A 12,986-nucleotide genomic window follows, 5' to 3' on the forward strand; every position below is an offset into this window, starting at 1 on the left:
AACTTGGCGGCTTGGCGAGAGATTTATTCAGTGCAGTATTAAAAGTTTTTTTCTTAACTTAATGACATTGTGCTTTAGTTGGAGGTTTAAGAATTGTTTATAAATGTGGCTTTAGTCAAAATAACGGGGCATTTTGACTAAAGTCAATATATTATTACTCCAGCTAAGGCTGGAGACAATTCAAAATATCAAAACTGATATTAAAGAAAAAATAGAAGATATAATTTCATTAATAAATTTAGAATCCCTAAAATGAATAATATCTTCCAATATTTTTTTGAAGTTTGGAAGTTCGGATTTTTAGTGTTTTTTATAAAAAGACCACCGGCAATTAATACTATTGGTAAAATAAAACCAATTAAACTTTCTATTCCCATAATTGTGTTTTGTTGTTACTATTTTTAAACTGAATTCAGTGAACTATTGTGCTAACCAATTCTTAAAATCAAAGAAATTTTGAGGAGCAACTCCATGTCCAACAGGATATTCTTTATAAGAAACAGGAATATTTAGATTTTCTAGAATTGCAGGTGTTTTTCTAGCCCAATCAATAGGGATTACCTGATCTACAGTTCCGTGAGAAGCAAATATTTTTAAGTTTTTGAAGTCGTTTTTCTCGTAACCATCTTTGATTATTTCATCATTAAAATAACCACTCATTGCAACTACTCTCTGGATTTTTTCAGGATAAGAAAGTGCTGTTGCATAACTTAAAATTGATCCTTGGCTAAAGCCAATTAAAGTTATATTGTTTGAGTCGATTGGGTAATTTGCAGTTAACTCATCAATGAAATTTGCAATTAAATCACGTGATGTTTTAGCTTGTTCGTTATCAGAGAATTTGTTTTGATCTGCATCAAAATTAATAGCATACCATGCATAACTGCCATATTGTAAATCATAAGGAGCTCTAGCCGAAATAACATAATAATTATCAGGAAGTTCGCTGGCAAAAGAAAATAAATCTTCTTCGTTGCTGCCATATCCGTGAAGTAATAGTAATAGTGGGTTTTTGTCTAAGATAATTTTTGGTTCTCTTATTTTATATTCTAAAGATAAATTCATTCTTTTAATGGTAAATTGTGAGTTGTAAATTGTGAAATGCAGTTGTCGGCTCTTAGTTTATATCTGAATTTAAAAATCAAAGACTAACCAATGCTTTTAAACCATTTTTGAAAAAGTGCACCTACTAATGGTATTGGTTTTGTTTGCCCTTGTATAGCGCTGAAAATCCCGTATGTCCATAAAATAGAGATACAAATCCACATTGGGAAAGTAATCATAAAGCTGTCAAAGTTGCTTATGATAAGTCCGAAGGAGATAAAAGTTAACGATAACCCTAACGCCTGACGTATATGAAAAGAAGCAAAGCTATTTTTATTTTCAGAGTTCATCGACATCGCGATTAAAACACCAATAATTAATATATAACTGGTAATAGCAGGAGTTTTTCCTTCTTCGATTGAGTTGTTCATTCTTGTATTTTATAGTTGTTTTAACAATTTGTTTTAAACCATTAAGAGATTAAGAAAAATTAAGTTGACTTTTCTTAATTCTTTAATGATTATCTTTTTTTGCATCAAATTGTTTAGATTAAAAAGGTTTTTCGACCATTGAGAAATTAGGGGTATTAATTAAACTTAATTTTTCTTAATCTCTTAATGGTAAAATTTTAATTTTTTATTATTTTTCTAATACCAATTGATTCTGATTCACGATTCCGTAAACTGAACCTTTTAATTGAATTCCCAAAAAGGCAGAATTTTTAGATTTAGATTGTATGTTACTTTTTGCGAAAATACTTTCTCCATTAGGATTAAACAATGTAATATTTGCTTTAGAGCCTTCGGTGATTGTATTGTTCTCGATACCAAAAACAGATTTCCCTAATGTTAGTTTCTCGATTACAGTTTCTAGTGGCAATACAGTTAGCAAAGCACCAAAAGCACTTTCCAGACCAATTGTTCCATTTTTAGCCATATCAAATTCCATTTTTTTGAATTCGATATCTATCGGGTTATGATCAGATGTAATCATATCAATAGTTCCGTCTAGAACACCATTTAGTAACGCTTGTCTGTCAGTTTCAGTTCGTAATGGAGGCGTAACTTTAAAGCGGGTATCAAAACCTTCTAATTTTTCATCGGTTAAAACCAAATGATGTACAGCAACGCTAGTTGTTACGTTTAGTCCTTTTGCTTTAGCATCTTTAATTAATTGAACGGATTTAGCAGTCGAGATAGTTGGAATATGAAGTTTTCCTCCTGTATATTCTAATAAAAATAAGTTGCGAACGATTTGTAATTCTTCAGCAAGATCTGGGATTCCTTTTAATCCTAATTTTGTTGAAACGATTCCTTCATTGGCAACACCATTTCCTTTTATATTTTGATCTTGTGAGTAAGCAATTACCAAACCATCAAAATCTTGTACATATTGCAATGCAATCTTTAACAAGTTGGCATTGTCAAGGCTTTTATTATAATCACCAAAAGCTACAGCTCCTGTTTTTTTCATGTCAAATAGTTCAGCCATATCTTTTCCTTCGCTAGCTTTGGTTAAAGCTCCTATTGGGAAAAGTTCTGTAGCAAAACCATTTGCTTTGTTTTTTACAAAATTAACTTGTGATTGGTTATCAATAATCGGGTAGGAGTTAGGTTGTAAAGCAATGGCAGTAAATCCACTTTTTGCAGCTACATTTAATCCGTTTGAGATTGTTTCGCGATCTTCATAACCTGGTTCTCCAAGCGAAACGCTACTGTCAAACCATCCTTGCGAAATATGTAAATTGTCGAGTTTTATCTCTTCGGCATTTTCAGTATTAGGAAGTGAAGTTCCTATTTTTTCGATTAAACCATCTTTAATTAAAATATCTGCAGTCTTATTATGAAACGGACTTTTAGAATCTATAATTTTTGCTTCACGGATGATTATTTTCATATGTAGATAAATTTATTTTAATTGAAACAATTAAGTTTTAAAATAGTAAAGCTTAATTTATTTGAACCATTAAGGAATTAAGTTGATAAAGGAAAAACTTAATTTTCTTAATGTCTTAGTTGTAAAAAATTACTTCACAAACCTGATAATTGCCATTTCTAATGCTAAAAATAACAGTGCAAAGATAACAAACCATTTCCAAATTTGATTGTCAGTGCGTTCAGTTTGTAAGGTGTTAAAAATAGTCGAAATCGTATCGGCAGTTTTGTAATCAGAAACTAGATTTGAATTGACTTGACTCAAATCGCTTTCGCTTCGTTTGTAATTAAAACTTACGTTCTCTAATGCTTCTTTTTTATTGTAAATGGTGTAATTACCAGCTTGTTCTGGATAATCGTTGAAAACGATTTTTACTTTATTATTTAAAATCTGTTGAATCGGAATAAATTGTTCATCAGTTCCTCGTACTTCCAGAATTGCATCTTTAGATAATAAGGCTTCAACAAAATAAGGCTGATTATTACCAATTGTTATTGCTACTATTCCAGATTTCTGATTGCTTTGTGCCATTTTATAAAAAACAAGAACAATTAATGGTGATTGCTGAAAGTTAGAATTAATACTATTTATAGATGCTGAAAAAACTGAAACTGCCGAAACTTGATTTTGTATCGAAGTTAAAAATGCAGTTTGATCTTCATAGGACAAAGCCGATGAATAAGAACTTGTAATAGGGAACGAACTCTTCGTTTTTGGATATTGAAAATTCTTGATTTTATTTTCGAAAACACCCGAGAATATAGGATGATCAAAGTTGATTTTGGTAATCAGTTTTTCTTTGTTTTCAAGTGAACTCATTTGCACTTTACCAAAATTTGATAAAAACGAATTCATATTGGCTACAGCCATTTTTTCTGATGGAATAATAATAACGTTTCCACCTTTGGATACAAATGATTTTAAAGTGGTTTGTAATGCTTGAGGAATTTCTTCTAGCTCATTCAAGACAATTGCGTCTTGTTTATCCAGACTATTGTAATCAAGCGAACGTATATCAAAATTATGATAGTTGAATTCTTCAGATGTATAAATTCGAGATAAGAAATTGCTTTTTGCAGGATCTCCAATACTAATAACATTGGTTTTTTTAGGGTCAGAAATACTAAAATACAATCTATTGTCATATTGTAAACCATTGTCTTCAATAGCTACATAGCCATGAAAAGCTTGTTTAGGAATAGTAAAATTGATTTTTTTCTTTTTAGCGTCAAAATTTACGATGGTTTTAGCTATTAGTTTGCCATTGTTGAATAAAGACATAGAAATAGGTTTGAAATCATCACCATAACCAGATAAATTAATACCTATATCATAAAAGTTATCCAAAGTTTGATTGATAAAAACGCTATCAATCGCCACATTATTTTTTTGCTCTGCTTTTGGAATTATAAAATACGGAGCATCTTCAGTGTTTATATTTTTTAATTGTTTTTCGTCCAGTCCTACTGCATCTGTAATAATGATAATATCTTTTTTAAAGGCCGATTTGCGAGCTTTTACTTTTGCCATTATATTGTCCAGCTCAAAAGGAGTTGCGCTATAATTTAGACTTTGCAATGAGTTACGAACTGATTTTATATCGGTATTCCAATAATTATCAGTGTTAGTCAATAAAGAAAATTGAGCATTTTCGGGCGTATTCTCTAATAATTCCTGAACGGCACGTTTTAGTAGTTCGCCTTTTTTACCTTTTGCTTGCATACTAAACGAGTTATCTAGAATGATATACATTTCGTTATTGGCATTTTTACTGTCTTTGGCGGTAAAAAAAGGTTGAGCAAAGGCAAGAATAAGGCAAGTAAGCAAAAATAATCGAGAAGCTAGTAATAGCCATTTCTTGATTTTAGAACTTTTTCGGGTTTGAATAGAGAGTTTTGCTAAAAGTCGAACATTGGTAAAATAAGACTTTTTGAAACGGCGTAATTGAAATAAATGAACCAAAATAGGAACAATCAATAAGAACAGAAAGTATAAAATTTCGGGATGTTTAAAATGCATTCTAAAGTTTAGTTTATTTCACTACGTTTTATTTTTCGCGAAGATGCTGGTCAAAAATACAAATTTGTTTAGAGTTAAAGGTTTTAAAGATTATTTTTTATTGAAAATAAGTATGTTGCTCAGTTTTTATCTAATCAAAAAAAGCAAAATCTCCCACATTTATATTACCTATTAGGTGGTTAGTAAATTCTTTTTTTGCAATATAAAAATATCCTTCAAGATGAGGCGTTTTATCTCCTTTTTTTATAATAGAATTATCTTTGTCAACTTCTATAACTATAGTATTACTTTCATTATTTAAAAAAGTGCAATATTTTAATAACTTATCATCATTTTCCCAAGTATAAATAATTATATTTTTAGAAAACACTTTGCTTTTGGTTATAATTGGTTTGCCATAATCTGAGATTAATAAATGAATGAATTTGTTTGAATTTTCTAAGCTAATTTCATCAATTAATCCACTCACTAAGATTAGTTTATTGTCTAATGTAGTCAGTACGTTTATAGCTTGAAAAGGAAATTTTTCATATACTGCTACGGTATCTATAGAAGAGTAATTCTTTTTAGTATATACAATCCATTTTGAAGTTTTGTTTTTTGTAAAATTAGAATTATCAAGCGTACCATCATCGTTAATAAATAGTGTGTCTTTCTTAATTAATTGCGTATGTAAATCAATCCCTAAATTATTATTTATAGGGATTTCATAATATTCGGGATTATTTTTCAACTTATATTTTTCAGAAAAAAAAACGGGAATGTTCAAATCAAATATTTTATTTTTAAGATTTAAAGGCTTTTCTCCAAATATTTCTGGTTGTTGAGCATTGCAACTAGAAATAATCATAAGTAATAATAAAACTGAAAGTTGTTTCATTTGTAATGTTTTGATTTAAAATAAAAAAGAAGAATATTCTTAATTAAAAACAAAAGTACAATTTAATTTTTGAGATTCCATTTGTTATAAAAAAAACAACCTCTATTGATAATATTGAGTATTTTAGCATACTCAAAAAAACATTTTTATACTATGAAAAGAACATATATACTACTTTTAGTGGCTTTTGCTGTTACAAATTTAAAGGCGCAAAATAAAGTTAATTTATTGGTAGGAACTTACACTAATAGTTGTGATAGCAAAGGGATTTATGTGTATGAATTTGATACCAATTCGGGTGAATCTAAATTAAAAAACACGTCAGAAAGTAGCGTAAGTCCAAGCTATTTATCGGTTTCTGCAGATAATAAATTTATTTATGCTGTTAACGAAAGTGGAGCTGAAAGTACAGTTAGTGCTTTTGGATATGTACCTGCATCAGGAAAGGTTACTTTTTTGAACAAGCAAAAAGCAATGGGGGCTGATCCATGTTACTTAATTAATGATGGAGAAAATGTAATTACAGCTAATTATTCTGGAGGAAACATCTCAGTATTTAAAAAGACTGCCGAAGGAATTTCGGAAGCAAAACAAGTGATTCAACATACAGGAAAAGGAGTTAACCCACAAAGACAAGAAGGCGCTCACGTGCATATGGTTTATTTTTCGCCAGACAAGAAATATGTTTTATCGAATGATTTAGGTCTTGATAAAGTTTTTATCTACAATTACAATCCAACTTCAAAAGATAAAGTCCTTACCTTAAAAGGTAGTGTTGATGTAAAAGCAGGAAGCGGTCCAAGACATTTAACGTTTAGCAAAGACGGGAAGTTTGTGTATTTAATTCAGGAATTAGATGCTACCTTAACTACGTTTGGTTATGATAAAGATGGAAGTTTGAAATTAATCGCTGAAACAAATATTCTTGCTAAAGATTTTAAGGGAGGAACAGGAGCAGCAGCTATCAAAATTTCGCCTGACGGTAAATTTTTATACGTATCTGATCGTGTAGATGCTAATAATATTTCAGTTTATAAAATTCTTAAGAATGGAAAAATTGAATTAGTAGAACAAGTAAGTACCTTAGGAAAAGGACCAAGAGATTTTTCTATAGATCCTACAGGGAAATTCCTTTTGGTAGGACATCAATACACCAATAATATTGTAGTATTTAAAAGAGATAAAGTAACAGGAAAACTTACAGATACAGGAAAGAGAATTGAGTTGTGTGCGCCAGTTGGTTTAGTTTTTACGAAGATTTAGTTTATTAAAGGTTCAAAGGTTCAGAGTTACAAAGGCTCAAAGGTTTCTCTATCTTGTGCGTAAAATATAAAAAGAAAAAAATCCAATAAAAAAATTCCAAATTCCAAGCGTAATAGCATTGGAATTTGGAATTTTTAATTTTTGGAATTTAAGAAAATCTATTTATTCTTATCTTTTTTTTTCTTATCTCTTGTTTTTAGCATGTTTCTGTTAACAGATCCGTGCGTTTTCTTTTTCGTTTTAGAAGGACCTCCCAAGTTGATTTTCTTGTTCTTTTTGGCTTTATCATGAAAAGCTCCATCACCATCAAGTTTTTGTTTTTTCATCAAGAACTTAACGGGTTGTCTGTCTTTTTCAGGCTCAATTAGTTTTATCGAAACTTCTACTTCTTCAGGGAAATCGGCAATCTCAAGTTCTCTGTTCATTAAAACTTCTACTTCTACTTTAAATTCCTCTTCACGTGGCGTGATGAAGCTTATTGCAGTTCCTGTTGCATCGGCACGACCAGTTCTACCAATTCTGTGCATATACAATTCAGGGAATTCAGGAAGTTCAAAGTTTATAACGTGAGTAATATTAGAGATATCTAAACCTCTCGCCATAATATCGGTAGTTATAAGTCCGCGTAGGTTTCCTTCTTGGAAAGAAGCCATCGTGCTCAAACGATAATTTTGTGATTTATTAGAGTGAATTACTCCAAACTGACCTTCAAAATCTTCTTCGATACGGTCATGAAGCATATCCGAAATCTTCTTATTGTTTACAAATACCAGGACACGACTCATGTCTTCGTTAGTTTGTAATAAGTGTTTCAGTAAGTTTACTTTGGTATTAAAGTTAGGAACGTTGTATGTAATTTGCTCAATGTTCTCTAAAGGTGTTCCAGACGCTGCAAGTGTAACTTCTTCAGGAAAATCAAAAAAGTCATTTAAAACCGCATCAACTTCATCTGTCATCGTTGCAGAAAACAATATGTTCTGACGTTTGGTTTTCATCATTGCCAAAAGTGCTGTTAATTGCGTACGGAAACCAAGATTAAGCATTTCGTCAAACTCATCAATAACTAGTTTTTGAGTTTCATCAAAACGAACAACTGCATCTAAGGCTAAATCCATAGTACGTCCTGGCGTTCCCACCAAAATATCGATTCCTTCGTAAACAGCTTTCTTTTGTGTATTGATATTTACACCACCAAAAATACCTAATGTTTTAACCGACATGTATTTGGTTAATTTCTCAACTTCTTCTACAACCTGAACTACTAATTCACGTGTTGGAACAAGGATTACAATTTTTGGAGTATTGGTTGGAGTAAACTTGTATAGTTTTAATAAAGGCAATAAGTAGGCAAATGTTTTACCTGTACCGGTTTGTGCAATTCCCATCATATCACGACCGGACATAATTACAGAAAAAGATTTTTCCTGGATAGGAGTAGGCGTAACGAAGCCTAATTCATCGATTGCTTTTTGTACGGATTTAGGAAGATTGAATGTCTCGAAAGTGCTCATTTGCATTAAATTTTGTGCAAAGGTACATTAAAATCATGGTTAGTTCACTAGAATCTTGGAATCATCTGATGATTTAATGATATAACAACCTAATTATCAATCTTAAAAGCCTTCAAAAACGCCTAGTCCAAATAATGCAAAATCGTACTTTACTGGGTCAAGTGGATCCATTTTGCGGAGATTTAAATCTAGTTCTGCCAGTGCTTTACCATCGTTTTGCTTTCGCGAAAGCAGTTCTAGTTTACGAGCGACATTTCCAGAATGTACATCGAGCGGACAAGAAAGTTTTGCTGGCGAAATATTTTTCCATATTCCTAAATCTACTCCTTTTGTATCTTGGCGAACCATCCATCTTAGGTACATATTAATGCGTTTGGCTGCCGAATTGTTTAAAGGGTCTGAAATGTGTTTTTGAGTTCTTTGTAAATGATCGATTTCAAAGAATGCTTTTTTAAATTCGTGAATACTTTTTTGTAAACTATCTTTTTCCTGATTTTTAGAGAAAATAGCTTCTAAGCCGCCATGATTTTTATAAATGTGTTGCAATCCTTTTATAAAGCTGCCAAAGTCTTTTCCGTTGAAGGTGCGGTGTACAAAATTTTCTAATCTTGCTATGTCTTCATCGCTGTGGCTCATGATAAAATCGTAGGGCGTGTTACCCATTAATTCCATCATTTGGTGTGAGTTTTTAATAATCATTTTGCGATTTCCCCATGCAATTGTTGCACTCAGGAAACCAGCAATCTCAATGTCTTCTTTTTGCGAAAATAAATGCGGAATTTGCACCGGATCACTTTCTATAAAATCCTGATTGTTATATTGAATGACTTTTTCGTCAAGAAAATCTTTAAGCTCAGTTTGATTCATTTGATATGTTTTTGGCGTAAAAGCCGTCTTTTAAATTAGTTGTTCGCATTTGAGGTTTTATCTTGTAATAAGTCTCAAAATATTTAATCTGTTCTTCATTAACGCAAGGTATTGCGCTATCTCCAGTTCCCCAGAAAAAAGAATTATCTACAGGAGAATTGTATCGTAAATTGCCATTAATGAGGGGGTTGTATTCGGTATCAAATTTGGAGTTTTTATATGGATAAACGATGTTGCTTATAGAAAAAGTACTATTACTCGTTAAAAAAGTATTTGTTGTAAATACTTTTAAATTAATTGGAAAGATTACAATAAATGCCAGTATTGATAATGATATATAAAGAACAAGAATAATCCTGTTTCGATTATTAAGAATAAGACTCGCTATTAGAAATGAAAATAGCAGTATAAAATTCATGAAGAATCTATATTGTGGTGAAGATAATAACAGCAATATTATTTGAAAAACAAAAACGCCATATAAAACCCAAAATGTTTTTTTATTGAAAAATTTAAAGATAAAAAAAGGCATGATTATAAGTAATAATACAATCAATTTATTAAATAAGCCATGTAATGCGGGTCTTGAAATCCATGTTTTAAAGATTTCGAATACACTAATAGTGTCGAATTCATTCTCTGTGATCGAAAAAGCTGCCCGTTTAGTTTCATCATAATAAAAATGCGCCATTGATACAGGAATTTGAAAATCAAAATGGAATATATTTAGTGTTATAGGGAATAAAGGATATCCGCTAATAATGGTGTTTTTTATTAAAAATAAAGAGAAAACAAGTATTCCAATGCTTAAGGGTTTTGCTATTCTTGGAATTAAAATTTTGTAGTGTTTTATAAGTAATAACAGCGGAATCAAGATAAGTGCAATTGCTGTTGTTTTAATATATATCGCAAAAACAACTAGAATAAAAACGGTATTAAATGTCCCAATATTAAGATTTTTATAGCTGCTTAAGAAGCTGAAAAAGATAATCAGAGATAAGATATAAACAGGCAAATCGGGAGAAGGAGAACTAATAAAAGAAAAAAAGAAAAGATTTGCCAAAGGCAACAAACCAATAATAAGGTAATTGATTCCTTTATTTTTGAAATAAGAATTAAGATGTAAAATGGCATAAATATTTCCTAGTAAAAGACAAAATCCGCTTAAATCATTAAACTTATCATACAAGAACGAAAAATTAAATGCACTTTGGGTAATATGCCAACCACTTGTTTGGGCAAGAAAAAGATGCAAATTGGCAAGACCTTTTACAAAACCATATTCATTAATCCATTTAATGGTTTGTATGTAATAAGATTCATTATCTATTATGTAAGGAATTGATGCACATTGAGCTAAAATTAAAAGAGTTATACTAATTAAAGCTATTTTTAAGGATCTATCTAAAGATCGTAATTCTTTAAAAAATGAGGTATAAATAACTTTAATTTCATTTTTTAACTTTAGGCAGATTCCAATATTTGCTATTAAAAGAAAAAGATGGAACTCAATATTTATCCTGTCAAAAATAGCCCAAATACTCGCAAGAATAGTTGCTGTAAAAAGGCCTAGAATAGAGAGAATTATAAAGTTTGAATTCTTTAATCGTAGAATCTTATCAGTTCCTAAACCAAGATTTATGGTTGTGAAAAGAATATAAATCCAGCTTAAAAGAATTAAAATCATTTTAGGATATTATTTGCCCATCCACCATTACTAATTTTCTATCGGCCATATTAGCAAGTTCTTCGTTATGAGTTACGATAACAAAAGTTTGTCCAAATTCGTCACGAAGCTGGAAGAATAATTGATGTAAATTCTCTGCAGAATGAGTATCTAAATTCCCTGAAGGTTCATCGGCAAAAATAACATCGGGTTTATTGATTAGAGCTCTGGCAACTGCAACACGTTGTTGTTCTCCACCCGAAAGTTCATTTGGTTTATGGTGTATTCTGTGAGATAAACCTAAATATTCTAAAAGTTTTTTAGCTTCTTTTTCTATTTCGCTTTTAGATTTATTGGATATAAATGCGGGTATACAAACGTTTTCTAATGCTGTAAATTCAGGTAATAATTGGTGAAACTGAAAGATGAAACCTAAATTCAGATTTCTAAATTCAGACAATGTTTTGTCTTTTTTACTTTTCTCTTTAAAATATCTAAAGTAATAAATAAATAGAGATACTATTGGTAAAAATATTGATACTAAGGTAACTGTTCCAAGTAAATCATCTCCTATTTTTGATCTAAAAAATAATAAGTATATGGCTAAAACTACAGCGTAAATCCCTCCTATCCAAGTAACAATTCGAAGCCTTTTTTCTTGTTTCGAATTATCATTTTCTACATCCTGAAGTGCTAAAATATTTTCTCCATTTATAGTTAGAGAGGATTCCTTATTTCTTTCAGGTTTGTCTAATGTTCCTAAAATTTGTAAAAGTGTTGTTTTTCCTGCTCCAGAAGCTCCAACGATAGAAACAATTTCTCCTTTTTTTATATGCAAATCAACTCCTTTTAAAACTTCAAGTTGATCATAGAATTTATGTATATTTTTTGCCTTTATCATTACGAAACTGTTTTTACAAAGAAACAAAGATTCTACCGATATAAAAATGTGTTGTAACAGAATTTTAGGAACATTTTTTGGTAAAAGTAAATTGTAAAAAAAGGAAAGAGGATTCTAAAAAAGAAAATCTCTTTTTTGATGAAGATTATTTTAGGAATGAAATTTGATTAATGGTTACGGAATGATAAGTTTATTCGAAAAAAATAAATAGACAATCTGTTCAAAATGAATTATATTTGAAGTAACTCAGGTTTTAATATATATTAAAATGGAAGAAAAAACACTTGTGAAAGACGAGAGAACAAAAAAACTTTTATTAGGATTGCTTTTTGATGCAATCGGAATGGTGAGTTTTACAATTCCTTTTTTAGGGGAATTTGCCGATGTTATTTGGGCACCACTAGCTGGTTTCTTAATGACTTATATGTATAAAGGTCGAGTAGGGAAGGTAGCAGGAATCTTAACTTTTGTAGAAGAGATACTTCCGTTTACAGATATTATCCCTTCATTTACCCTAACATGGGTTTATACTTATTTTATTCAAAAGAAAGATAAGCATATTGATAACGATATTATTCTTTAAACAAGAAACCTAGTCCCATATTTTTAAGCATTTTTTTCTCGAAGTTCCAGAAAAAACGGAATTGCCCAAAAATAGCTCCTATTGCTACAAGTAATACTTGGTAGATAGGGAAAATAATTATTAAGCGGATAAGGGTAAACCAAAAGCCAAAATCTTCTTTTGTAATTCCTAACCAAACGCAAAAAGGTTTTGATAACCATGCCGAAGTAGAACCGGTTATAGCAAATACAATAAATATGATAGTGAGTTGAAAATTAGAAGTAATCCCCCAACGTTGTTTTAATTTATTCATTTCTATTTATAATGAATACAAATAT

At 30.5% G+C, this 12,986-nt stretch carries 11 protein-coding genes and 2 pseudogenes; 2 read left to right on the forward strand and 11 right to left on the reverse strand.

Annotated features, from left to right (window positions below; all coding sequences use genetic code 11):
- Nucleotides 1-420: 420 nt before the first annotated feature.
- From SHI72_RS03880 to SHI72_RS03900, 5 genes are all read right to left on the reverse strand, one after another.
- Nucleotides 421-1,065, reverse strand: a complete 645-nt coding sequence (locus SHI72_RS03880; RefSeq protein WP_323489109.1) for an alpha/beta hydrolase — start codon at nucleotides 1,063-1,065, stop codon at nucleotides 421-423.
- A gap of 83 nt (nucleotides 1,066-1,148) precedes the next feature.
- The gene (locus SHI72_RS03885; RefSeq protein ID WP_039112645.1) at nucleotides 1,149-1,475 is read right to left on the reverse strand and encodes a membrane protein; all 327 of its coding nucleotides are present in this window, start codon (nucleotides 1,473-1,475) and stop codon (nucleotides 1,149-1,151) included.
- A 208-nt stretch (nucleotides 1,476-1,683) separates the two neighbouring features.
- A complete protein-coding gene (locus tag SHI72_RS03890; RefSeq protein ID WP_323489110.1) occupies nucleotides 1,684-2,940 on the reverse strand; it encodes a dihydroorotase in 1,257 nt (418 codons plus the stop codon).
- A 129-nt stretch (nucleotides 2,941-3,069) separates the two neighbouring features.
- Nucleotides 3,070-4,998: a BatA and WFA domain-containing protein gene (locus SHI72_RS03895; RefSeq protein ID WP_323489111.1), complete on the reverse strand. Its 1,929-nt coding sequence runs from the start codon at nucleotides 4,996-4,998 to the stop codon at nucleotides 3,070-3,072.
- Nucleotides 4,999-5,128: 130 nt separating this feature from the next.
- The gene (locus SHI72_RS03900) at nucleotides 5,129-5,878 is read right to left on the reverse strand and encodes a hypothetical protein (RefSeq protein ID WP_323489112.1); all 750 of its coding nucleotides are present in this window, start codon (nucleotides 5,876-5,878) and stop codon (nucleotides 5,129-5,131) included.
- 153 nt (nucleotides 5,879-6,031) lie between these two features.
- On the opposite strand from SHI72_RS03900, the gene SHI72_RS03905 reads away from it, so the two are divergent.
- Complete coding sequence (locus SHI72_RS03905; RefSeq protein WP_323489113.1) at nucleotides 6,032-7,141, forward strand: lactonase family protein; 1,110 nt, start codon at nucleotides 6,032-6,034, stop codon at nucleotides 7,139-7,141.
- 158 nt (nucleotides 7,142-7,299) lie between these two features.
- Here the strand turns inward: SHI72_RS03905 and SHI72_RS03910 are convergent, their stop codons facing one another.
- The 5 genes and pseudogenes from SHI72_RS03910 to SHI72_RS03930 all read right to left on the reverse strand — a co-directional run.
- Nucleotides 7,300-8,652, reverse strand: coding sequence for a DEAD/DEAH box helicase (locus SHI72_RS03910; RefSeq protein WP_323489114.1), 1,353 nt, complete (start codon nucleotides 8,650-8,652; stop codon nucleotides 7,300-7,302).
- Between the two features lie 102 nt (nucleotides 8,653-8,754).
- A complete protein-coding gene (locus tag SHI72_RS03915) occupies nucleotides 8,755-9,519 on the reverse strand; it encodes a TIGR02757 family protein (protein WP_323489115.1) in 765 nt (254 codons plus the stop codon).
- A complete protein-coding gene (locus SHI72_RS03920) occupies nucleotides 9,506-11,206 on the reverse strand; it encodes an LIC_10190 family membrane protein (protein ID WP_323489116.1) in 1,701 nt (566 codons plus the stop codon). Before SHI72_RS03920 ends, SHI72_RS03915 begins: the two co-directional genes overlap by 14 nt.
- Before the next feature lies 1 nt (nucleotide 11,207).
- Nucleotides 11,208-11,657, reverse strand: a pseudogene (locus SHI72_RS03925) (ABC transporter ATP-binding protein); the annotation flags it as partial.
- Between the two features lie 213 nt (nucleotides 11,658-11,870).
- A pseudogene (locus SHI72_RS03930) lies at nucleotides 11,871-12,086 on the reverse strand (ATP-binding cassette domain-containing protein); the annotation flags it as partial.
- Nucleotides 12,087-12,354: 268 nt separating this feature from the next.
- Between SHI72_RS03930 and SHI72_RS03935 the strand changes: the two are divergent.
- Entirely contained in the window at nucleotides 12,355-12,669 is a 315-nt protein-coding gene (locus SHI72_RS03935; protein ID WP_039112656.1) for a hypothetical protein, read from the forward strand.
- On the opposite strand, the gene SHI72_RS03940 is transcribed toward SHI72_RS03935, so the two are convergent.
- The gene (locus SHI72_RS03940) at nucleotides 12,659-12,961 is read right to left on the reverse strand and encodes a DUF6787 family protein (RefSeq protein WP_039112657.1); all 303 of its coding nucleotides are present in this window, start codon (nucleotides 12,959-12,961) and stop codon (nucleotides 12,659-12,661) included. The two genes, SHI72_RS03935 and SHI72_RS03940, sit on opposite strands and share 11 nt — an antisense overlap.
- Between the last annotated feature and the right edge of the window lie 25 nt (nucleotides 12,962-12,986).

This window comes from Flavobacterium sp. PL02 (assembly GCF_035013205.1).
Lineage (GTDB): Bacteria > Bacteroidota > Bacteroidia > Flavobacteriales > Flavobacteriaceae > Flavobacterium.

Excerpts from the sequence above, each read along its gene's own strand:
- SHI72_RS03880 (WP_323489109.1), bottom strand. The coding sequence starts at position 1,065 with ATGAATTTATCTTTAGAATATAAAATAAGAGAACCAAAAATTATCTTA.
- SHI72_RS03885 (WP_039112645.1), bottom strand. The coding sequence starts at position 1,475 with ATGAACAACTCAATCGAAGAAGGAAAAACTCCTGCTATTACCAGTTAT.
- SHI72_RS03890 (WP_323489110.1), bottom strand. The coding sequence starts at position 2,940 with ATGAAAATAATCATCCGTGAAGCAAAAATTATAGATTCTAAAAGTCCG.
- SHI72_RS03895 (WP_323489111.1), bottom strand. The coding sequence starts at position 4,998 with ATGCATTTTAAACATCCCGAAATTTTATACTTTCTGTTCTTATTGATT.
- SHI72_RS03900 (WP_323489112.1), bottom strand. The coding sequence starts at position 5,878 with ATGAAACAACTTTCAGTTTTATTATTACTTATGATTATTTCTAGTTGC.
- SHI72_RS03905 (WP_323489113.1), top strand. The coding sequence starts at position 6,032 with ATGAAAAGAACATATATACTACTTTTAGTGGCTTTTGCTGTTACAAAT.
- SHI72_RS03910 (WP_323489114.1), bottom strand. The coding sequence starts at position 8,652 with ATGAGCACTTTCGAGACATTCAATCTTCCTAAATCCGTACAAAAAGCA.
- SHI72_RS03915 (WP_323489115.1), bottom strand. The coding sequence starts at position 9,519 with ATGAATCAAACTGAGCTTAAAGATTTTCTTGACGAAAAAGTCATTCAA.
- SHI72_RS03920 (WP_323489116.1), bottom strand. The coding sequence starts at position 11,206 with ATGATTTTAATTCTTTTAAGCTGGATTTATATTCTTTTCACAACCATA.
- SHI72_RS03935 (WP_039112656.1), top strand. The coding sequence starts at position 12,355 with ATGGAAGAAAAAACACTTGTGAAAGACGAGAGAACAAAAAAACTTTTA.
- SHI72_RS03940 (WP_039112657.1), bottom strand. The coding sequence starts at position 12,961 with ATGAATAAATTAAAACAACGTTGGGGGATTACTTCTAATTTTCAACTC.